The 20,892-nt window shown below is 70.1% G+C and carries 20 protein-coding genes and 3 pseudogenes; 11 read left to right on the top strand and 12 right to left on the bottom strand.

The window, feature by feature from the left end:
* Nucleotides 1–6 precede the first annotated feature (6 nt).
* From ACFYO0_RS02735 to ACFYO0_RS02745, 3 genes are read right to left on the bottom strand one after another with little or no spacing between them, the layout of a single operon-like run.
* Nucleotides 7–828, bottom strand: coding sequence for a carbohydrate ABC transporter permease (locus ACFYO0_RS02735; RefSeq protein ID WP_388669467.1), 822 nt, complete (start codon nucleotides 826–828; stop codon nucleotides 7–9).
* A complete protein-coding gene (locus tag ACFYO0_RS02740; RefSeq protein ID WP_388669470.1) occupies nucleotides 828–1,856 on the bottom strand; it encodes a carbohydrate ABC transporter permease in 1,029 nt (342 codons plus the stop codon). The genes ACFYO0_RS02735 and ACFYO0_RS02740 overlap by 1 nt, the downstream gene beginning before the upstream one ends.
* Nucleotides 1,853–3,199 (bottom strand): extracellular solute-binding protein, encoded by a 1,347-nt coding sequence (locus tag ACFYO0_RS02745; protein ID WP_388669473.1) that lies wholly within the window; start codon nucleotides 3,197–3,199, stop codon nucleotides 1,853–1,855. Before ACFYO0_RS02745 ends, ACFYO0_RS02740 begins: the two co-directional genes overlap by 4 nt.
* A 512-nt stretch (nucleotides 3,200–3,711) precedes the next feature.
* Between ACFYO0_RS02745 and ACFYO0_RS02750 the strand changes: the two genes are divergently transcribed.
* The 4 genes and pseudogenes from ACFYO0_RS02750 to ACFYO0_RS02765 form a co-directional block, all read left to right on the top strand.
* Nucleotides 3,712–4,725: a LacI family DNA-binding transcriptional regulator gene (locus ACFYO0_RS02750; RefSeq protein WP_388669476.1), complete on the top strand. Its 1,014-nt coding sequence runs from the start codon at nucleotides 3,712–3,714 to the stop codon at nucleotides 4,723–4,725.
* Nucleotides 4,722–5,489, top strand: coding sequence for an SDR family NAD(P)-dependent oxidoreductase (locus tag ACFYO0_RS02755; protein ID WP_388669479.1), 768 nt, complete (start codon nucleotides 4,722–4,724; stop codon nucleotides 5,487–5,489). The genes ACFYO0_RS02750 and ACFYO0_RS02755 overlap by 4 nt, the downstream gene beginning before the upstream one ends.
* 236 nt (nucleotides 5,490–5,725) lie before the next feature.
* Nucleotides 5,726–6,871 carry a galactonate dehydratase gene (dgoD, locus tag ACFYO0_RS02760; protein WP_388669482.1) on the top strand — a complete coding sequence of 382 codons (1,146 nt, stop codon included), beginning with the start codon at nucleotides 5,726–5,728 and terminating at the stop codon, nucleotides 6,869–6,871.
* 40 nt (nucleotides 6,872–6,911) lie between these two features.
* Nucleotides 6,912–7,387, top strand: a pseudogene (locus tag ACFYO0_RS02765) (zinc-binding dehydrogenase); the annotation flags it as partial.
* On the opposite strand, the gene ACFYO0_RS02770 reads toward ACFYO0_RS02765, so the two are convergent.
* The 3 genes and pseudogenes from ACFYO0_RS02770 to ACFYO0_RS02780 form a co-directional block, all read right to left on the bottom strand.
* Entirely contained in the window at nucleotides 7,327–8,034 is a 708-nt protein-coding gene (locus tag ACFYO0_RS02770; protein WP_388669484.1) for a B3/4 domain-containing protein, read from the bottom strand. The pseudogene ACFYO0_RS02765 and the gene ACFYO0_RS02770 sit on opposite strands and share 61 nt — an antisense overlap.
* 53 nt (nucleotides 8,035–8,087) lie before the next feature.
* On the bottom strand, nucleotides 8,088–8,735 hold the full coding sequence (locus ACFYO0_RS02775; RefSeq protein ID WP_388670825.1) for an FMN-binding negative transcriptional regulator: 648 nt from the start codon (nucleotides 8,733–8,735) through the stop codon (nucleotides 8,088–8,090).
* A gap of 48 nt (nucleotides 8,736–8,783) precedes the next feature.
* A pseudogene (locus ACFYO0_RS02780) lies at nucleotides 8,784–8,997 on the bottom strand (EamA family transporter); the annotation flags it as partial.
* A gap of 210 nt (nucleotides 8,998–9,207) precedes the next feature.
* Between ACFYO0_RS02780 and ACFYO0_RS02785 the strand changes: the two are divergent.
* On the top strand, nucleotides 9,208–9,792 hold the full coding sequence (locus ACFYO0_RS02785; RefSeq protein ID WP_388669487.1) for a helix-turn-helix domain-containing protein: 585 nt from the start codon (nucleotides 9,208–9,210) through the stop codon (nucleotides 9,790–9,792).
* Nucleotides 9,793–9,888: 96 nt separating this feature from the next.
* Nucleotides 9,889–10,146 (top strand): annotated as a pseudogene (locus tag ACFYO0_RS02790) (FAD-dependent oxidoreductase); the annotation flags it as partial.
* A gap of 272 nt (nucleotides 10,147–10,418) precedes the next feature.
* On the opposite strand, the gene ACFYO0_RS02795 reads toward ACFYO0_RS02790, so the two are convergent.
* The 6 genes from ACFYO0_RS02795 to ACFYO0_RS02820 form a co-directional block, all read right to left on the bottom strand.
* Nucleotides 10,419–12,155 carry a S8 family serine peptidase gene (locus ACFYO0_RS02795; protein ID WP_388669490.1) on the bottom strand — a complete coding sequence of 579 codons (1,737 nt, stop codon included), beginning with the start codon at nucleotides 12,153–12,155 and terminating at the stop codon, nucleotides 10,419–10,421.
* 126 nt (nucleotides 12,156–12,281) lie between these two features.
* Entirely contained in the window at nucleotides 12,282–12,752 is a 471-nt protein-coding gene (locus ACFYO0_RS02800) for a hypothetical protein (protein WP_388669493.1), read from the bottom strand.
* 320 nt (nucleotides 12,753–13,072) lie between these two features.
* The gene (locus ACFYO0_RS02805; RefSeq protein WP_388669496.1) at nucleotides 13,073–13,219 is read right to left on the bottom strand and encodes a hypothetical protein; all 147 of its coding nucleotides are present in this window, start codon (nucleotides 13,217–13,219) and stop codon (nucleotides 13,073–13,075) included.
* A gap of 39 nt (nucleotides 13,220–13,258) precedes the next feature.
* Nucleotides 13,259–13,621 carry an ArsR/SmtB family transcription factor gene (locus ACFYO0_RS02810; RefSeq protein WP_388669498.1) on the bottom strand — a complete coding sequence of 121 codons (363 nt, stop codon included), beginning with the start codon at nucleotides 13,619–13,621 and terminating at the stop codon, nucleotides 13,259–13,261.
* Entirely contained in the window at nucleotides 13,618–14,064 is a 447-nt protein-coding gene (locus tag ACFYO0_RS02815; protein WP_388669501.1) for an SRPBCC domain-containing protein, read from the bottom strand. Before ACFYO0_RS02815 ends, ACFYO0_RS02810 begins: the two co-directional genes overlap by 4 nt.
* A 105-nt stretch (nucleotides 14,065–14,169) precedes the next feature.
* The gene (locus ACFYO0_RS02820) at nucleotides 14,170–15,216 is read right to left on the bottom strand and encodes a LacI family DNA-binding transcriptional regulator (protein WP_388669504.1); all 1,047 of its coding nucleotides are present in this window, start codon (nucleotides 15,214–15,216) and stop codon (nucleotides 14,170–14,172) included.
* A 107-nt stretch (nucleotides 15,217–15,323) separates the two neighbouring features.
* Between ACFYO0_RS02820 and ACFYO0_RS02825 the strand changes: the two genes are divergently transcribed.
* The 5 genes from ACFYO0_RS02825 (at nucleotide 15,324) to ACFYO0_RS02845 (ending at nucleotide 20,875) form a co-directional block, all read left to right on the top strand.
* The gene (locus tag ACFYO0_RS02825) at nucleotides 15,324–16,481 is read left to right on the top strand and encodes a phytanoyl-CoA dioxygenase family protein (RefSeq protein WP_388669506.1); all 1,158 of its coding nucleotides are present in this window, start codon (nucleotides 15,324–15,326) and stop codon (nucleotides 16,479–16,481) included.
* A 15-nt stretch (nucleotides 16,482–16,496) separates the two neighbouring features.
* A complete protein-coding gene (locus tag ACFYO0_RS02830; RefSeq protein WP_388669509.1) occupies nucleotides 16,497–17,273 on the top strand; it encodes an SDR family oxidoreductase in 777 nt (258 codons plus the stop codon).
* A 97-nt stretch (nucleotides 17,274–17,370) separates the two neighbouring features.
* The gene (locus tag ACFYO0_RS02835) at nucleotides 17,371–18,375 is read left to right on the top strand and encodes a Gfo/Idh/MocA family oxidoreductase (RefSeq protein WP_388669511.1); all 1,005 of its coding nucleotides are present in this window, start codon (nucleotides 17,371–17,373) and stop codon (nucleotides 18,373–18,375) included.
* Between the two features lie 143 nt (nucleotides 18,376–18,518).
* Nucleotides 18,519–19,856 carry a protoporphyrinogen/coproporphyrinogen oxidase gene (locus ACFYO0_RS02840; protein WP_388669514.1) on the top strand — a complete coding sequence of 446 codons (1,338 nt, stop codon included), beginning with the start codon at nucleotides 18,519–18,521 and terminating at the stop codon, nucleotides 19,854–19,856.
* The gene (locus tag ACFYO0_RS02845; RefSeq protein WP_388669517.1) at nucleotides 19,853–20,875 is read left to right on the top strand and encodes a Gfo/Idh/MocA family protein; all 1,023 of its coding nucleotides are present in this window, start codon (nucleotides 19,853–19,855) and stop codon (nucleotides 20,873–20,875) included. The genes ACFYO0_RS02840 and ACFYO0_RS02845 overlap by 4 nt, the downstream gene beginning before the upstream one ends.
* The last annotated feature ends 17 nt before the right edge of the window (nucleotides 20,876–20,892 follow it).

Raw genomic sequence — 20,892 nt, forward strand, 5'->3', positions numbered from 1 at the left:
ACAGCGTTACTTGAGTCCGGAAGTGGAGATCCCGGCGACGAAGCCGCGCTGCAGGATCAGGAAGAGCACCAGCACGGGCACGACGTACATCACGGTGCCTGCCGCGACGAGGTTGCTGAGCTGGGCGCCGTGCGCGTTGACGTAGCCGGTGGTGAGCTGGACCGCGAGGGTGGTGCGGCTGGTGTCCAGCAGCAGAGCGGGGGCGATCCAGTCGCCCCAGGTCCAGCTGAAGGACAGGATCAGGCTGGTGGCGATGACCGGCCACGACTGGGGCAGGAAGATCCGCCAGAAGATACGGATCTGACCGCAGCCGTCGACGATCGCCGCCTCCTCCAGTTCCTTGGGCATGTTGCTGAAGAACTGCCGGAACAGGAAGATCAGATACGGTGCGCCGCACAGCCCCCACAGCACCCACGGCATATAGGTGTTGAGCAGGTTGACCTTGGCGAACAGCAGGTAGGTCGGGATGAGGGTGATGACCTGCGGCAGCATCATCGTCGACAGCAGCACACCGAAGATCACCCGCTTTCCCGGCGCTTCGAGCCGGGCGAAACCGTACCCGGCCCAGGCCGAGGCGAGTGTCGCCAGGACCGAGTAGATGACGGCGATCGTCAGGGAGTTGCGGGCGTAGCCGAAGTAGTCCCAACTGGTCAGCGCCTTCACGAAGTTCCCGGGGCTCGGATGATGCGGCCACCAGTGGATGGGGAAGGCACGCAGCTCCGACGGGTCCTTGAACGCGGTGATCACGAGCCAGGCGAAGGGGCTGAGCATGAGGACGAGGCAGCTGACCAGGAGCATGTAGACGACACTGCGCCGAGAGAGCACCATCACGCGCCTCCGATCGTGCGGGCCTTGGTCTTCGCGCGCTCCGGCTCCACGGAGTAGAAGACCGCGCCCTTGCTGAGTTTGAAGACGAGGAAGGTGACGGCGACGATCATCAGGAAGAGCACCCACAGCAGGGCGGAGGCGTAGCCGTAACGGCCGTCGACGAGGTACTGGTTGAGGACGTGGATCATGACGAAGTAGTTGCTCTCCGGGACCGATCCAAGGCCTCTCGGTGTGGGATCGAGCGAGATGAGCAGCGGTGCGAAGGTCTGCAGCGCGGCGATGATCCCGGTGACGACCTGGAAGAAGATGACGGGGGAGAGCAGCGGCAGAGTGATCCGGGTGAAGGACTGCCAGGGACTGGCGCCGTCGACCCGGGCCGCCTCGTGCAGCTCCTTGGGGATGTCCTGCAGTCCCGCCAGGGAGATGATCATGACGTTGCCCACGCCCCACAGGGTCAGGACGATCAGTACCCAGCGGGCGTAGGGATCCGCCAGCCACGCGAGCGCGTTGATGCTGAAGAGGTCCAGAAGGCCGTTGGCCGACCCCGAGTCACGGTCGAAGATCATCTTGAAGGCGAGGGCGCCGCCGACCGGCGGCACCACGGCGGGCAGGTACAGCAGCGTGCGGAACAGGCCGCGGCCCCGTATCGGCTGGTTCACCAGGACCGCCAGGAACAGCCCCGCCACGATCGTCAGCGGCACGGTCATCGCGGTGAACGCCCCTGTGCGGGCCAGGGAGAGAAGCGTCTCCGAGTCGGAGAAGACCTCCTTGTAGTTGTCCAGGCCCACGAAGCGGGAGTTCTTCGACAGCCCGTCGGAGTTGGTGAAGCTCAGCCACAGGGCGTAGCCCAGCGGATAGGCCGTCAGGGCCAGAAACCCCAGCATCCAGGGACCGGCGAAGACATAGAAGGACCAGGCCCTGCGCGTTGTCAGTGAGAGGCGCCGGCGCGGCGGCCGGGCGGCCGCCGCGCCGGCCGGGCTCTTGGCACCCGGCCCGGCAGACGTCTCGGTGAGCTGTCCGGTGGTCACCCCACCAGCTCCTTGCCCTTGGCGAGCTGGTCGTTCATCTGCTTGTTCAGCGCGTCCGCGACCTTGCCCACGGAGGTACCGGACTTGACGGCGCCCGGCAGCACCTTGCTGATCACCCCGTCCAGGGCCGCGATCTGGGCGTACGGGGTGAAGGTCAGGGCCGAGAAGTGGGCGAGCTCCTGCTCCTGCACCTTGAAGGCCTGCTTCTGGTACGGCTTGTCCTGCGGCATCTTCGCGCGCAGCGACTTCAGGGTGGGAATGCCCCAGCCGCCGGCAGCCCGGCCCTGGGCGGGCTCTCCGCCGAAGAACCACTCGAAGAACTTCCAGGCCGCGTCCTTGTTCTTGGCGTCCGCGGGCATCCAGAAGCCCGTGGCGCCGAAACAGGGGCTGACGCGGTTGCTGCCCAGCTGGGGCGCGGGCGCGAAGCGGGAGAGCTCGGCGACCTTGGGATCGCCGGCGATCGCCCCGCCGAACCAGTAGCCGTCGCTGGCCATCGCCATTCGGCCGGCCTGGTAGGTCGGCCAGTCCCAGCCGTCAGGGTTCGGGTTGGCGACGCTCGGGCCGATGTCGGCCTTCGTGTAGTCCAGGTACCACTGCAGCGCCTTGCGCGCCTCGGGGGACGAGAAGTCCACCGAAGTCAGGTCCTCGGCGAACAGGCTGCCGCCGGCCGACGCGGTCATGCCCATCAGCTGGGAGAAGTAGCCGAGTCCGGTGGCGTTCAGGCCGTACACCTTCACCTTGCCCAGCCGGCGCTTGGTCAGCTGCTTGCCGAGGTCCAGCCACTCGTCGCAGGACAGCGGCTCACTCTCGCTGGGCAGGTCCAGCTTCGCGGCCTCGAACAGGTCGGTGCGGTACCAGAACATCTGGTCCTGCGAGAAGTCCTTGGCCATGCCGTAGCGAGGGCCCGCGCCCTGCTTGCTGCCGTCGTACCTCCAGAGGTCGTTGACCGGGTCGAGGTCGGCGGGCTTGAGCACCGTGCTCTTGGCGAAGTACGGGTCCAGATCGGCCATCAGGCCGCGCGCGGCGAAGTACGGGGTTTCCATGGCACCGAGCCCGCGCACCACGTCCGGCGGGGTCTTGCTGGCCAGCATGGCGTTGAGCTTGGTGGGGTCGGTCTTGAGGAACCTGATCTTCACGCCCAGTGCCTTCTGGGCGGCCTTGATGTCGAAGTCCTCTTCCGCGGCCATGACGGTGAGCGTCGTCTTGCCGCTCGTCGAACCGCCGCCACCCGAGCCGTCGTCGACGGAAGCGGCACAGCCGGACAGCGCGGCGGCGCTGAGCGCGGCACCGGAGTAGGTGAGAAAACGACGTCTGTCGAGAGACCCTGTGGTCGGGACGGACATAACTGGACAGCCTTTCGTACGGGACGTATTGGGCATGCGGAACTGCCCGCGGGGAGGAGCGGCAAGGGATGGGGGCGTGGGGACGGACCGGGCGGGAAGCTTCGGGCTCACTCAGCCATGGCGCGAGACGTCCTGGACCGGGCGCGCACACGGCTGTCGTGCATATGCGTCGGCACCGCGTCGTCCGGCCGCGACGGCGACGGTGGTCGCGTCCGCGGTGACCCTCCCAGGGCGCCTCGTAGCACCCTGTCAATGGCCGGAATTCGGCGATGACACTGCTGCGTTCACATGGACCGGTTTCTGCAGCTCTGCCCAGAGATGTCGTCTATTTCCTTCTGGGGAAACCGGTTGACTCGAACTTCGGCGAACGTTAAGTTGCAGCGCCAGAAGATGTCAAGAGGCCGCGAAGAGAACGGAATGCGCCACCGCCGCACACTACGAGCGGCCCCTGGCGCCCACCGGAGAGGGGGACCCAAGTGCCGGAACAGCCCGTCAGGGCGAGGCTGGTGGACGTGGCGGAGAGAGCCGGAGTCTCCAAGGCCACCGTGTCCAAGCTGCTCAACGGCCGACAGGACCTGTCCGTGCGGCCGGAGACGCGCCAACGCGTCCTGGAGGCAGCCGAGGCACTCGGCTACCGGCCTCATTCCGGGGCCCGTGCGCTGGCCGGCGCCAGCACGCACGTACTGGCCCTGCTGGTCCCCGCCCTCGGCAACCCCACGTACGTCACCATCGCTCGCGGCGCCTACCAGCGCGCCCGTCAGCTCGGCTATCTCTCCCTGCTGGCCGAGGACTTCGACGGGCAGGAAGCCGACGAGTCGTTCAACGACCTGGTGCAGGAGGGCAGGGTCGACGGGCTGCTCATCGCCTCGGCCCGCCCCGGCCACCCCCTGCTGGACACCCTGAGCCGCAGCCCTGTCCCGCACGTCTTCCTCAACCGCGCCGTGCCGGGATCCGGCCGCAGCGTCACGATGGACGTCGCCCGCTCCAGCGTGACCGCACTCGACCACCTGCACGGCCTCGGTCACCGCGCGGTCGGCCACATCGCGGGTCCGCCCGGGATAACGCCCAGCGAGGTCCGCAAGGAGGCGTTCCTGCGCCACGCCGACGCGCTGGGGCTGGATGCGGCTCCGGTCGCCTCCGGGGAGTTCACCGAGGACGGCGGCGGCTTTGCGGCGCGGGAACTGCTGCGTCCCACCGACGGTGGCGAGCGCCCACCGGTCACCGCCCTCTACACCAGCTCGCTGGCCCAGGCGATCGGTGCCATGGCCGCGATCCGGGAGCTCGGCCTGAGGATTCCGGAGGACGTCTCCGTGATCGGCAATGACGACCTGCCCGTGGCCGCGCATCTCCATCCCCCGCTGACCACCGTGGCGATGCCCCTGTACGAGCTGGGGACCGCCGCAGTGGACGCCCTGGTGGCCACCATCGAGGGCAGGCCGGTGGGAGACGTCGTCGTACCGACCGAGCCGCGGCTGATGTTGCGTCACTCGACGGCCAGACCGGCAGGACCAGGAGGAACGCCATGACCGTCGCCGCCGCACCGGCGCGTTTCACCGGCCGTACGGCCCTGCTCACCGCGGCCGCCTCCGGCATCGGAGCGGCCACCGCCCGCCGACTGGCGGCGGAGGGCGCCTCGGTCCTCGTCACCGACGTGGACGCCAAGGGCGCCCATCGCGTCGCCGAGGAGATCCGCGCCGCAGGAGGGCGGGCGCAGGACCAGCGCCTCGACGCCACCTCACCGAGTCAGTGGGCCGCGGCCGTCGCCGAGGCCGAGTCCTGGACCGGTCATCTGGACGTGCTCCACCTCAACGCCGGCCAGAACTTCCCCGGAGCGGCACACGAACTGGACGACGCCGCCTGGCACGACCAGCTGCGGCTCTGCCTCGACTCCGTCTTCTACGGTGTCCGGGCCGCCGTGCCACTGCTCAGGACGGCCAAGGGCACGGTGGTGATCACCTCGTCCGTACACGCGGTCATCGGCTTCAAGGGTTTCCCCGCGTACGCGGCGGCCAAGGGCGGGATCAACGCCCTCGTACGCCAGCTCGCCGTCGAGTACGCCGGGCAGATCAGGTTCAACGCCGTCCTGCCCGGAGCCGTTGCCACCGCCCTGTGGGCCGAGACACCCCCGGAGTACAAGGCGCAGACCATCGCACGCACTCCCGTCGGTCGGCTCGGCGCGCCCGAGGACATCGCCGCCGCCGTCGCCTTCCTCGCCTCCGAGGACGCCTCCTTCGTCACCGGCCAGAACCTGCTCGTGGACGGTGGCCGCAGCATCAGCTCCCAGGAGTAGGCCGCGCTCGCCCGTTCCAGGCCTGGCCCCTGCCCGCTCCAGGCACGACCCGGCTCTCCGCGTCCCGGTGGGCCGCGCCCGCGGGTGTCCTGCACAGCAGTCGCTTCCTCACAGTTCGACTCTCTCCCTCGGAGCGGGCACGTCCTCTCACCCGCCCCAACTACACCGACTCACCCGCACGCTGTCTGGCCTGGGCCCTGCCCGGCGGACCCAGCACAGGACCGGAGGTCCACCCCATGAAGATCACTGGATACGAGCTTTTCCTCGTAGAGCCGCGCTGGCTCTTCCTGCGCGTCGATACCGACGAGGGCATCTCCGGCTGGGGAGAGCCCATAGTCGAGGGCAAGGCCCACACCGTCGCCAAGTGCGTCGAGGAGATGTTCGACTACCTCCTGGGGCAGGACCCGGCCCGTATCGAGGAGCACTGGCAGGTGCTCGCCAAGAGCGGTTTCTACCGTGGAGGCGTCGTACTCAACAGCGCCTTGGCCGGTATCGACCAGGCCCTGTGGGACATCGCGGGCAAGACCCACGGTGTGCCGGTGTACCAGCTGCTCGGCGGCCATGTACGGGACCGGGTACGCGTCTACGGCTGGGTCGGCGGGGAAACCCTCGAGGAGCTGGGCGAGTCGGCGGCCGAGCAGGTCGCCAAGGGCATGACCGCGGTCAAGCTCAACCCCTGCGGGCAGCTGGAGCCGCTCGCCACGGCCGGCGCGATCAACGCCATCGTGGACAGCGTGACCACGGTCCGCGAGGCCATCGGCCCGGACCGCGACCTGGCACTCGACTTCCACGGCCGGTTCAGCGGGGCCATGTCCCGCCGCGTGCTGCCCCTGCTCGAGCCCCTGCTGCCGATGTTCGTCGAGGAGCCGGTGCTGCCGGAGTTCTCCCAGGACCTCGGCGCCGTGGTGCGCTCCACCTCCATCCCCATAGCCACCGGCGAACGGCTCTACTCCCGCTGGGACTTCCGCTCGGTGCTCTCCGACGGCATCGCCGTGGCCCAGCCCGACATCAGCCACGCCGGAGGCATCTCCGAGACCCGCCGGATCGCCGCGATGGCCGAGGCCTACGACATCGTGGTGGCCCCGCACTGCCCGCTCGGCCCGATAGCCCTCGCGGCCAGCCTGCAACTCGACTTCGCGATCCCCAACTTCCTCATCCAGGAACAGGCTTTGGGTATCGGCTACGGCGACAGCAGCGGACTGCTGGACTACCTCGCCGACACCACGCCCTTCACGTTCCGCGGCGGCTACATCGACCGCCCGACCGCGCCCGGTCTCGGCATCACCATCGACGAGGACGCGGTCCGGGCCGCCGCCGAACGCGGCCACCGCTGGCGCAACCCGGTCTGGCGGAACACGGACGGCTCACTGGCCGCCTGGTAGGGCGGGACAGGCCGCTTGGCCGGTGGAACACCATATTCGCGCCCCGAGATTAGGCGCCACGCACACCGTCAACTCGCGGGAGACGGACCCGGTGGAGGCGGTACGCGAGCTGACCGGCGGCTTCGGCGTCGACGTCGTCATCGAGGCCGTCGGCCGCCCCGAGACGTATGAACAGGCCTTCTACGCCCGCGACCTGGCGGGCACGGTCGTCCTCGTCGGAGTGCCGACCCCGGAGAGGAGATGAAACTGGAACTGCCCTTGCTGGACGTCTTCGGCCGGGGCGGGGCGCTGAAGTCGAGCTGGTACGGCGACTGCCTGCCCTCGCGCGAATTCCCCACGCTGATCGACCTGTACCTCCAGGGTCGCCTGGACCTCGACGCGTTCGTCAGCGAGACGATCGCCCTGGACGGGGTCGAGGACGCCTTCGCCCGCATGTACAAGGGTGATGACGGCGGTCAGGTACTGACCTGGGGTTGTGCCGGGCTGAGGAAGTGCACGGCGGTCTGTTCGGCGTGAGAGGCGAGCAGGCCCTGGAGCTCCTCAGCCGCGACCTTGAGGAGGTCGCCGTCGCGGGTGGCGTGGAGGGTTTCGAGGACGAAGACGACGTGTGTGGAGTCCTCGGTGACGCGGGTGCGGTGGGCGTCGCGGTGGTTCCAGTGGCGGGTCAGGACGCCGATGGTGTCCGCGTAGATGATCTCGCCGGGCTTGGGGTTCTCGACGGTGTCCGGTTCGCCGAGCGGGGTGAAGGACTCGGCGCCGTCCGCGTATCGGATGTCTACGTCGCCGGTGACGTGGTCCGCGTCGAAGGCGCCGGCGGGCAGCCCGTGCCGGACGGAGACGGCGTTGTAGGAGTCGACCGCCGGGTTGATGCGCGGCAGCGTGCCCTTCTTGGCGAGGCGGCGGCCGAGCGCGTCGACGCTGGGGCGGATGCGGCGGGGATTGGTGCCGAACGACCGGTAGGCGGTGTGCCAGGCCTCGATGCGGGGGTCGGTCTCGTCGGCGGGGTGCCACGTGCCGTCGGCGAGTTGCTGCTCCAGGTCCTCCAGGGCGGTGGCGGTGTGGGGCCAGGGTCCACGGCCGCGCAGACCGGTGGCGGTGACCAGGGCGATGAGGGTGTCGGGGAAGGCGTCCGCGACGGCTGGGGTGATGCGGATGGCGGGCATGGGCGGGGTTTCCGTTTCCTGCGTGCGTGAGGGCGGGGGCGGTCGGGGCGGGGTCAGGGCTTCCAGGGACCGATGCGGTCCAGGCGGCGGCGCTGCTGGTGTGCGGTGGGCACGTCGAGCCCCTGGCCGCGTGCGCTGAGGCGGTCGGCGACGGCGGTGCGGTGCTCGACGGACTTGTGGTCGTCGTACTTGAACTTGGCCTGTACGTCGGTGACTTCGAGGCGCAGGCCACGGATGCCGGGCAGCATCCGGCCGTAGGGCGGCCGGCCGACGGCGACGGGGGCGTGGTCACCGTCGGGCTGGAAGTGGGCGAGCTGGCGGCGCAGCAGTTCTGCCTTGGCCTCGGGGTCGTCGACGATATGGGCGCGGCAGGTGAACTGGACGGCTGTGTAGTAGCTGGTGGGGACGCCATCGGTGGGCGCAGTGTCGCCTTGGGCGCGCCAGGGGCCGGGGACGAAGGCGTAGTCACCGAAGACGGTGAAGAGGACGTTCGGGTCGCTCTCGATCGCCTTCCAGACCGGGTTGGGCCGGGCGAGGTGGACCAGGAGATGGTCGCCGTCGCTCGTGAAGTGGGTGGGCACGGCGACGGGCGGGTGGCCGGGCAGGCCGTTGACGTTGAGCTGTCCGAAGTCGTGGCCTTCGGCGATCCAGGCTTGCCATTCGGCTACGTCCAGGCCGGCGTCCCAGGGCTGGATGAACATGCTGGTCTCCTTGCGTGGTAGGTGCTGTGGCGGGCTGCGGGCTTCTCGGGTCAGCGCGAGGAGGCTGACGGCGACGCTGCCCAGGCCGACGAGCTGGCCGCGGTGGATGCGCGAGCACGCCGCGGGCGAGCAGGACCGTCCCGGCCGGGTACAGGGCGACGATCACTGCTACGACGGCGAGGTCCCCGCTGCGGACGGCGAGCAGGAACAGCACGTTCGCCACGGAGTCCAGCACACCCGCGGCTGCGGACATCGCGTACGCAGCACATGAGCCTTACGGGCGCCGAAGCCGCCGAGGAAGTCGGCGCATCCATAGGCGAGTGAGCTGCCCAGGGCCAGCAGCAGAGCGAACACAGCACATCCCCTACCATTCATTCGAACGACCGAACCGTACAACGTAACGACCGGTCCGTGCCAACCGAACGACCGCACGGTGCATTGAAGTGGTCAGTGGCGAGGGATGGGAGAGTAGATGGTCGAGACAGCCGCAGCCCTGCGGACGGTCGCGCACAACGTCCGGGCGGCCCGCACCCGGGCGGGCCTGTCCCTGGAGGAACTCAGCCGACGCTCCCAGGTCAGCAAGGGAGCCCTGGTGGCACTGGAGAAGGCCCAGGGCAATCCGAACCTGGCCACTCTGGTCCGGCTGGCCGACACCCTCGGCATCTCGGTGTCCGACCTGATGCAGGGACGGCCCGAAGGCCGCGTCCGCGTCGTGGCCGCCGACACTGTGGCGCCGCTGTGGACCGGAGAACGGGGGAGTGAGGCCCGGCTGATGCTGACGACCTCGGGCCCGGCCCCTGTCGAGGTCTGGCGCTGGCAACTGGAACCGGGCGAGGAATACCCCAGCCACCCCCACCAGGCCGGCGTCGTGGAAACCGTCAGTGTCACCTCCGGCCGGATGACCCTGATCGTCGACGGCACCGAACACACCGTGGAAGCCGGACAGACCGCCACGTTCGACGCCGACGCCCCTCACACCTACCGCGGCTCCGGCACCGAAGCCTGCAGCCTGATCATGACGGTCCAGCTGCCCCCCGGTCCCGCTTCGACAACCTGACCCAACCCACCGTGGCTGATCGGTTGACACCGCACACCCGAGGCCCGCGGGGTGATCTCATGGATCAAACCCCTGATCCCCGGAGTCAACAGGCCGCTGGAAGGCCGTAGTTGGACGGGATGCTTACTCGTCGTCGGCGGCGGGATCGCCGGCGCGACGACGGCGCCGGCCCTGCACAAGGCCGGCTTCGACGTCTGCGTGTACGAGGCGCACGCCGAATCGGCCGAGGACATCGGCGCCTTCCTCGCGCCGGCGAGCAACGGCATGCGAGCCCGCGCGCAGATCGACGCCTCCGCCGCGGTCACCGCGGCCGGTTTCCCGCTGACCTCGATGCGCCTCCTCGACGGCGCGGGCATGGCGCGAACTGCTGCTCGCTGCTGCGCAGTACGGGGTCGCACCCCGAAAGGCAGTCGGCATGCACCAACCCTGACCTTTTCAGTTTCACCACCAGCCCCGCGCCCCTTCAGGAAGAGGCACTCCCGGAGCCGCGAGCCCAAACGAACCGGTGCTTGTTTCACCGGCGGGAGGTGCGTGGGCCGGAGCGAGCGGCACCCGTTCCGTCGAGGGCGGGCGCCGCTCAGTGATTCTTGTTGTGGGGACGGGTCTGGCTGTGCCCCGACCGGGCCTTAACCGGCCGGGGCCGAAGTGTAGGGGGTCAGGGCGGGGGCGAGTTGCACGCCGGGGGACAGCCCCAGGGCGACGAGGGCGTCCGGGAGGCCGCGGCCGACGCGGGCGGCTTCCGCGGTGCTGGGGGCAGCCAGCTGGCGGCAGCTGGCGGAGATGATGTCGAACAGGTGCTGTACGCGGCCGGGTCCGCGGGGCAACAGCTGGCCGTGGAAGTCCTCGTGGTGGGCGAGGACGAGGGCGGCAAGTCCGGCGACATGGGCGGAGGCCGTGCCGGTGCCGTCGAGGGCCGTGTATCCGCCCCGCGGCGAACAGGACAGGACCGCTACGCCGGGAGCGACCGCGTCGACCCCCGGGCCGTAGCAGCTGAACGGTGCGGCGAACACCCCTTCCGGTGTCAGCTGCGGGCCTGTGTGGGTGGCCTGGGAGGTGTCCGGCGGGTACGAGCCGAAGGCGCCCAGCGCGCCCACGGCGAACACGGTCGGTAGTGAGCCGGGGAAGGCCACGGGTCCGCCCGTGTCGCCCGCCGGAGCGACGCAGGCGATGCCCGCGGCGTTGGCATCGGCGAGCTTGCGGGAGACCAGCGCCGAGGCGTACGGGGACGCCACCGCGATGTGCGCGACGTCGACCTCGCGCTCGATGCAGTGATCCAGCGCGGCGATCAGGTCGCTGAAGCAGCCGCCGGGCTGCACCTGACAGATTTCCAGCTCGGCGTCGACCGCGATGCCGATGATGCCCTTGCCGGTGTCAGCCCCGGCGATGATGCCCGCCGCGTGGGTGCCGGTGCCCATCCTGTCGTGGGCCCAGCCCTCTTCCGTTCCGCGCACGAGATCGACCCCGGAGCGCGCCCGTTGCTTCAGATCGGGGTGCTCGGAGGCGACCCCCGACCCGATGACCGCGACCCTGATGCCGAAGGCGCGGAATGTGGGAGGCAGTCGGTCCAACCGCATGGCCTGCTGGCCCCAGCCGTACTGCTGCCTCTCGTCCAGCCCCGGGTACACCTTGTCCAGCGGTGTGAGGGCGACCAGGTTCTCCCGGGCCGCCGACAGATCGGGACGGCTGATCCAGCGGTCCGCATAGCCGCCCGCGGGCCGCACGTAGAGGGACTGCACGGACTCTGCGGTCTCCGTGGCCAGCGTGACGGTGACTGTCCCGTCGGCCCCGGTGATGCCCTGGGCCGGCCATGACGACCCGATCAGGTACACCCCCGCGCCGGCGAGCGGTTCGCCCTCCGGGCCGCAGACGCGCAGCGAGATCTTCATGGGTTGTTCGAGCGGCGCGACCAGCGCTGGATCGCGGAGCGGCAGGATCCCCGCCGTCGGTGTGACGGCGGGTCCGGTGCCGGAGAGCGGCAGGTCCGGCTCGATGTGTACGTGCAGCGATCGCATCGCCGGTACCTGGGCTTCGACTGCCTCCACGACCGCGATTTCCGGGCAGGAGGGGTGCAGTCCGCCCGACCGGAGCTTCTCCGGCGGCTGGAGCCTGCGGGTCACTTTGACCTCGGGCATGCGCTCCAGCCGGTCGCACAGGGCGTCCATGCTGAGTTCGGGTACTCCTGGCGGGAGCAGATGCGGCGGCAGCGGTGTCACCATGTACCGCTCGCGGCGCGGTTGCACGGCGAGCGGCGCCGACGCGCTCTTCTCGCCTGGTACCGCTGTCCGGCCCTCGGGTTCGAATTCACCAGCGCCGTTACCCTCGGATCCGCTCTCGCGGCTGTTTTCGGGCCTCTCGTTGACCATTACGTCCACCTTCGCCACGCCTACGTCGTCCTAGTGCTCCTGATCCGGCCATGGGACCGCTCTCGCTCGCACGCTGATGCGGTGTGCCCAAGAGCTCCGGGCACACCGCATCGCGCTGCCCTGGGGTCAGCCCATACCGAACGGCTGACCCATCTGACCGAAGCCGAAGCCAGGCTGCTGGTACTGCTGACCGTACGGCTGCTGGCCGAACGACTGCTGGCCGAACCCACCACCCCACTGCTGCTGGCCCTGCTGGCCCTGCTGGCCCTGCTGGCTCTGCTGGAGCAGCGCCACGATCGCGGTCGGCAGCGCCTGCTGAACGGACTGCTCCACAGCGTGCCGGATGCCCGCGTGCAGCGAGCGGTGCAGCGCGAGAGCCAGGTACGGGTGCGCCTGCTGGGCCATGCCCTGCTGCTGGAGCTGCTGCTGGATCTGCTGGATCTGCTGGAACGTCTGCTGCACTTGCTGCGCGACCTGCTGGGCCGTCTGCTGGCACGCCTGCTGGATGGTCTGCTGGACCAGCTGGGCGATCTGCTGCGGGCCGCCGAGCTGCGGGCCGGCCTGCTGCTGGGGTTGGGTACCGGTCATCACCGACATGAATGCTCCATTCGATGCCACCATGCGGAAGCCGATATATGACTTATATCGGCCTTGTCACAAGATGTGACGTCTTTGAAGCTAGGTCGGCGGCGACTCGGCCGCAATCCGGCGACCGCTCCCGGGGGCAGGGTCCCTCGACTGGACCGTTGGCCAGCAGTGAGTGCCTGGCCTGTTCCTCGCCCGGCTTGCCTCACGAAGTGCGGGGGGCGCATCCGGCCGCGGCCGAAATCGACCGGCCTCCGGCGCGATCGCCTATGTGATTGCCGGGATCGGGAAGACGCCCAGGGCCATTCAGCGCCGTTCTTCCTGAGTGTCCGTCAGGTGAGGGCGAAGTAGCGCAGCCACACGTAGCCGACGGAGCGCACGACGGTGATGACGGCGGCGACGGTGACGGCGAGTCCGTACTTGGTGAACTGCCAGGAGGGGATGGGCTGTCGATTGCGCTCGGCAATGGCGAGCCACATGCAACCCGCAGTTTACGAACCGCATTTCCAGCAGAGCACTCAGCCTGAATCGCGCTCCGCTGCCTCCGCTTCCTCGGCAACCCGCTTGATCGTCGCCAACCGCCTGTCCCACTCGGTCGCCAGCGTGGCCATCCATCGCGCCGTCGCATTCAGCGCCGCGGGCCGCACCACGTAGCGCATCTCGCGTCCGACCCGGCTCCCGGACACCAGCCCGGCGGCATCCAGGACAGCGAGGTGTTTGACCACCGCCTGGCGAGAGACGGGGAGTTGGGCGGCGAGCGTCGTCGCGGTGGCCTCGCCCTGGGCGGCCAGCTGGTCGAGGAGCTGACGCCGTGTCGGGTCGGCCAGCGCGCCGAGGACGCTGTCGACCGGCCCGACCGCGCCGCGAGACTCCTCCGTCATGCGGATGGCTGTTCGGCGCGCGTCTTGAGCGCGTCGAGCTCCAGGGGCCAGCCCTCGCTGTGGTCCTTGAAGTTCTGGCTGCGCAGTTCCTCGGAGCCGGCCAGTGCCGCGAACCCGCTCTCCACCACGCGCAGCCGGGTCCCGTCGCCTTCCTGTGACAACGTGAACTCGACGAGGGTGCTGTTGTCCTCGCGCAGCTCTTCACCCGGGAACGCGCTGGTCCAGCGGTACGCCAGATACGTCGGAGGCTGAACCTTCTCCACTCGCACCGGGAAGTCCCCGTGCTCGGCGTTCTTCGCCACCATCGACTCTCCTTCCCTTGCCACCGTGCCGGGCAGGCTCGCCTTGTCGGCCACCCAGAACCCGGGCTGGGCCACCAGCGTCCAGACACGCTCCAGGGGTGCCGCGATCAGTGTTTCGCGCTCGATCCGGTCCTCGCTCATGAGGTGACTCCTTTGTCGCAGTCATTCGTCGGTGTCATTCATCGACGTCCTTTGTGCAACTCCAGAGTTGCACGACGCTCTTCCATGTGCAACTCCAGGGTTGCACTACGAGTCAGCGGCCCCTGCCGACTCGGGCGGCATGTTGTACGGCGTGACGACCTGGATCGGGGACGGCAGTACGGGTGCCGTATCGGCGGGCAGCGCGCCATGGGCCCGCATGATGACCCGGCAGGCGCGGCGCATGTCCTGACGCAGGTCGTGGTGGAGTACGGCGGACAACCGCCCCGCCCGCAGCAGCCCCGCGTTGTCGTGGTCCAGGTCGTGGGCGATGAAGACCTCGCACGGCCGGTTCAAGGCGTCGAAGGCGTCGAGCGTGGCGACGTTCCCGCCGCCGATCGAGTAGACGGCCTTGATGCCGGGGTCGTCCCGGAGCGCGGCCAGCACCAGGTCGTACTGGGTGGCGTCCAGACCGTCGCTGTCCGTGACCTCGACCAGGCGCCGTACGGGATGACGGGCGCGTATCGCGGCGCGGAAGCCCATCTCGCGTTCCTCCTCGCCCCGGAAGAAACCCCGGCTGACGGTGGTCAGGACGTGCCCCGGCCGTTCGCCCAGCCACTGGCCCAGGAGGTACGCGGCGGTGGCGCCCGCCGCCCTGTTGTCGATGCCGACGTAGGCGAGCCGCATGCTCGCGGGCAGATCGGTCACCAGGGTCACGACCGGGATGCCCGCCGCCTCGAGCCGGCCGACCGCGGCGGTGACCTCGGGGACGTCCGGGGCCTTCAGGATCACGCCCTGCGAACCGCGCCGGGCGATCCGGTCGAGGGTGCCGACCAGTTCCCCGACCGGGCCCCTCTCGCGGAACCGGAAACGGGAGCGCAGCACGGCCGGGTGCAGAGACGGCAACTCGGCCTCCAGGGCGGCGCGTACGGCGGTGGTGAAGCGCTCCGGTGCCTGCATCACTATGTCGATCATGAAGGTACGGCCGACGAGCCGGACCTGGGTGCGCTGCCGGTCCAAGTCGGCTATCGCCCGGTGCACCTCCTGCGCGGTGCTCTCCCGCACGCCGCCCCGGCCGTTGAGGACCCGGTCGACCGTGGCCTCGCTCAGGCCCGCCTGACGTGCGATCTCGCGGACGGGAAAGGGGTGGCCCATGCGCCGGCTCCTTGAGGGGTTTTTGATGGGTTCCTGCTGGTTGTTCGAGGGGTTTGTACTGACAAGAATGACAGCGCTCCACCGCTCCGTGACCCGAAGGGACGACGATGACCGTCACCTCCGTACACCCCCGTCCCTGGCTGTCCGAGCAGGACTGCGACCTGGACTCCTTCCGTGCGCTCGTCGAGCAGGAGACCGACGCCACCGACTACCCTCAGGCCTCCGCCATCGTGCGGAACGTGCCGGTCTACGACGCCGACCAGGTCGAGGCAGACCGCGAGTTCCAGGCCGAGCTGGTGCACGCGCTCGCCGAGGGCCCGGGCATCGTGGTCTTCCGGGGCGCCTTTGCGGACCCGGAGGTCGTCGACCGGGCCACCGCCGTCTTCGACGCCCTGATCGCCGAGCAGCATGCCGCGGGCGCGACCGCGGGTGACCACTTCGCCAAGCTGGGCGCCAACGACCGGGTGTGGAACGCGCTGGAGAAGGCGGCCCTCTACGACGCCGAGGCGTTCGCCGACTACTACGCCAACGACGTCCTCGCCCTGGTGTCATCGGCCTGGCTCGGCCCCGGCTACCAGGTCACCTCCCAGATCAACGTGGTCAACGCGGGCGGCGCCGCCCAGACCGCGCACCGCGACTACCACCTCGGCTTCCTCTCCAACGAGACCGCGGCCGCCTACCCGGCGCACGTCCACCGCCTCTCACCCGTACTGACCCTCCAGGGCGCGGTCGCCCACTGCGACATGCCCGTCGAGTCGGGCCCGACGATGTACCTGCCGCATTCACAGAAATACGAGCCCGGCTACCTGGCCTGGCGAATGCCGGAATTCCGGGCCTACTTCGAGGCACGTCACGTCCAGCTCCCCCTCGCCAAGGGCGACGCGGTCTTCTTCAACCCCGCCCTGTTCCACGCCGCCGGGCACAACCGCTCGGCGGACGTCCGCCGCATGGCCAACCTCCTCCAGGTCTCCTCGGCCTTCGGCCGTGCGATGGAGACGGTTGACCGCGAGGCCGTGGCGAACGCCGTCTACCCGGTCCTGCTGAAGCGCAAGGCCGAGGGCGTACGCCAGGATTGGCTGGACACGGTGATCGCGGCCTGCGCCGAGGGCTACCCCTTCCCGACGAACCTGGACTCCGACCCGCCCGTCGACGGACTGGCCCCGCCCTCCCAGGCGGACCTCGTCCGGCGCGCCCTCGGCGAGGACTGGACCCCGGAACGCCTGCGGAACGCACTGCGGGCCGCCACCGAGCGCCGCGAGAGCTGAGGAACGAGAGAGCACATGGGACTTCTTGAGGACAAGGTCGTCCTCGTCAACGGCGGCAGCCAGGGCGTCGGCGCGGCCGTCGCCCGGGCCGCCGCCCGCGAGGGCGCGACCGTTGCGGTCACGGGCCGCCGCCCCGAACCCGGCGAGGCACTGGTCACGGAACTGACCGAGGCCGGGACCAAGGCCATGTACGTACGGGCCGACCTCGCCGACGCGCAGCAGGCGCGGGGGAGCGTGGCCCGGGTGATCGAGGCGTACGGCCGGGTCGACTGCCTGGTCAACTCCGCCGGGCTCACCTCCCGCGGAACGCTGCTCGACACCACGCCCGAGCTGTTCGACGAGCACATCGCGATCAACCTCAAGGGCCCGTTCTTCGCCATGCAGGCCGCCGTCGCCGACATGGTGGCCCGCAAGGCGCCCGGCACGATCGTCAACATCATCACCTCGTCCGAGCACGGCGGGCAGCCCTTCCTCGCCCCGTACGTCGCGGCCAAGGCCGGACTCGCGGGGCTGACGCGCAACGCCGCGCACGCCCACCGCTGGGACCGGATCCGGATCAACGGCCTGAACATCGGCTGGACCGCGACCGAGGGCGAGGACGCCACCCAGCGCACCTTCCACGGCGCGGGCGACGACTGGCGCGAACAGGCCGCGGAGAAACTGCCGATGGGCAAGCTCGGCCAGCCCGACGAGATAGCCGACTTCGTGGTCCTGCTGCTCTCCGACCACAGCGGTGTCGTCACCGGCTCGGTCATCGACTGGGACCAGAACGTCCTCGGCGGACTCGACTGACCCTCAACTCGACTACGACGCGCACTTCATCCGTACGACCCAGCAGCGATCAGAAGCAGTACGTACGACGCACAAGGAAACAAGGAGCCCCTGAACCATGCGTATCGGCATCCTCGGCCTCGGCCGCATCGGCGCGTTCCACGCCGAGACCCTCTCCCGGCTCGACGTGGTCGAGTCCCTCGTCGTCGCGGACCCGTTCGCGGATGCCATCACGGCGGCCGTCGAGCGCTTCGGCGCCGAAGCAGTCGGCTCGCCGGAGGCGGTGCTGGCCGCCGGCGTGGACGGTGTGGTGATCGCCGCCGCCACCGACGCCCATCCCGGACTGATCCGGGCCGCCGTCGAGGCGGGAGTGCCGGTCTTCTGCGAGAAGCCCGTCGCCCGCGCGATGAAGGAGGGCGTCGAAGTGCTGCACGCGGTGCGGGACAGCGGCGTCGAGATCCAGATCGGCTACAACCGGCGCTTCGACGACGGGTTCGTGGCCGCCCGTGCCGCCGTCCAGAGCGGCGAACTCGGCCCGCTGCACACCGTACGGTCCACCACCCTGGACCCGGCGCCGCCGCCGGCCCCGTACATCGCCGCCTCCGGAGGCATCTTCCGCGACTGCTCCGTGCACGACTTCGACATCATCCGCTGGGTGACCGGCCGCGAGGTGACCGAGGTGTACGCCGTCGGCGGCAACCGGGGCGCCGAATACATCAAGGAGGCGGGCGACGCCGACACCACCGGCGCGATCCTCACCCTCGACGACGGGACGATCGCGGTGGTGTCCAACTCCCGCCACAACGCCCGGGGTTACGACGTCCGCATGGAGATCCACGGCTTCCAGGACTCCATCGCGGTCGGCCTGGAGGACAAGCTTCCGCTGCGCTCCGTGGAGCCCGGCGTCACTTTCCCGGCCGGGACGCCGCACGACTTCTTCATGGACCGCTTCACCGAGGCCTACCGGGCCGAACTCGACGCGTTCACCGAGGTCGTCGCCGGCCGGCGGACCTCGCCGTGCACGGTGGCCGACGCGCTGGAGGCAGGCTGGATCGCCGAGGCCTGCACGCTGTCGCTGCACGAGCACCGGCCGGTGACGATCGCCGAGGTCCGCGCCGGCTGAGACCTCTCCTCTGTCCCGGGCGCCTCGGGCGCCCGGGACACCTGTGTGTGAACACCACAGCTCCCGCGTCCGTTTACGGCCTTGTGATCCCTCCATACGACCATGAGAGCCGTTCACGTCCGACCGATCGAGGAGCGACGACCATGTACGAGTTACCCGACACCGCCGGCCCCCGGAGCGTGGTCGTCATCGGCGGGGGACCGAGCGGTCTGGTGGCCGCCCGTGAACTGGAGCGTGCCGGGCACCGGGTGACCGTCCTGGAGGAGCAGGACACGGTGGCGGGGAAGTGCCAGAGCGTTCACGTCGACGGCCGGGCCTACGACCTCGGCGGCCACATATGCACCAGCCAGTACGCGCGGGTCGCGGAGTTGGTGAGCGAGCTGGACGTGGCGACGGAACGCACCACGCGCTACCGAGTCATCGGCGGTCTCGACGTCGCCGCGCGCGCCCCGGGCCGCCAGTCCATGGCGTTCCTGCTCGACGGCTCCCTCCCGCGCTACCAGGCGCTGCGCGAGCGGGAGTTCCCCCGCATCGCCGAACCCGGACTCGCCCACTCCGCGCGGGCGCTCGCCGCGCCCGTCTCCGAGTGGCTCGCCCAGAACGGCCTTGAGTCCATGGCTGAGTCGTTCGGCACCGGATACACGGCGGCCGGATACGGCTATCTCGACGACGACGTGCCCACGCTGTACTTCGTGAAGTACGCGGAGATGACCGGGCTGTTGTCCTCCCGCAGACCCGAACTGCTCGGACACGCAGGGGATTTCACCGTCGTGGGCGGATTCGCCACGCTGTGGCGCCGGGTCGCCGACGAGCTGAAGGACGTACGGTGCGCCGTGCGCGTGGAGTCGGTCGAGCGGCACGCGGGCGGAGTGCGGGTCGGGACCGACTGCGGCCCGGTGGAGGCGGACGACCTGGTGCTCGCCGTCGCCCTGGACCGGATCCTGCCGGTCCTGGACGCCACCGAGGAGGAGCGCGACCTCGCCGCGCGGATCCGCTGCAACCCCTACCACACCACCCTCGCCACCGCGTCCGGCCTGCCGGAGAACGCCTTCTACTTCCTCGACCGCCACACCGCGACCCGCGAGGCGAGGGGCCACTGCGTCTCGTTCCACCACCGTTATCCGGGCAGCGATGTGCGCACCTTCTATTCCTACGGCCGCCCCGAGGACGTCCCCGCGCTGCTGCGGGACGACGTCGCGGCACTCGGCGGGCGGCTGGGGGAGGTGCATCTGCGGCGCCAGTGGGCCTTCATGCCGCACTTCGGCAGCGACGACCTCGCCGGCGGCGCCCTGGACCGCCTCGACGCCCTGCAGGGCCGGGCCCGCACCTACTACGTCGGCGGCCTGCCCGCCTTCGAACTGGTCGAGTGCGCCGTGGCCCACGCCCAGGATCTCGCCCGCCGGCACTTCCCGCCTGTGGACGGCGGAGCGACACTGCAGGAAGATCGCCCTGTCACGATCGAGGAGGAGCAGCAGGCATGAGCGAACCGGGCCGGGAACCACTGCGCATCGGCGTACTCGGGGCAGCACGGATCACCGAACGCGCGCTCGTCGACCCGGCCCGGGCCGGCGGCCACCGTCTCGTCGCGGTGGCCGCGCGGGACCGCGGCCGGGCGGAGACCTTCGCCGCACAGCACGGCGTGGAGCGGGTGCACGACTCGTACGGCGACCTGCTCGCCGACCCCGAGGTCGAGGTCGTCTACAACCCGCTCGCCAACGGTCTGCACGGGCCGTGGAACCTCGCCGCCCTCGCCGCGGGCAAGCATGTCCTGACCGAGAAACCGTCGGCGAGCAACGCCGAGGAGGCAGCCGAGGTACGGGAGGCGGCCGCGAAGGCCGGAGCCGGCTTCATGGAGGGCTTCCACTACCTCTTCCACCCGGTCACCCGGCGCCTGCACGAGCTGCTGGCCGGCGGTGAACTCGGCGAGCTGCGACGGGTGGAGACACTGGTCGCGATTCCCGCCCCGGACGACGCCGACCCGCGCTGGTCGCTGCCGCTCGCCGGCGGTGCCGTGATGGACCTTGGCTGCTACAGCTTGCACGCCGTGCGGATGCTGGCGCCGTGGGCGGGGGGTGCACCCCGGCTGGTGTCCGCGCGGGGTGAGGAACGGGCGGGGGCGCCCGGGGTCGACGAGTGGATCGACGCCGAGCTGGAGTTCCCCGGCGGCGCCACCGGGGCGGCCCGCTGCCACATGGCGTACGGCGAGCTGGAGATGAGCTGCCGGATCGTCGGCAGCCGGGGTGAGGCCCTCGCACCGAACTTCGTGCTGCCGCACCAGGACGACCGGGTCGTGGTGCGCACCGAGGAGGGCGAGCGGGTGGAGCGCCTCGGCACCAGGTCGTCGTACACGTACCAGCTGGACGCCTTCGCCGCGCACGTCCGCGGCGGGGCGGCGCTCCCACTGGACGCGGACGACGCGCTGGCGACGATGACCCTGATCGACGAGTGCTACACGGCGGCGGGCTTCCGCCCGCGACCCCGTATGGCCCTCTCGGCTTGACGCCACGTCAAGCGGCA

The organism is Streptomyces sp. NPDC006365 (assembly GCF_042870755.1).
GTDB lineage: Bacteria > Actinomycetota > Actinomycetes > Streptomycetales > Streptomycetaceae > Streptomyces > Streptomyces xiangluensis.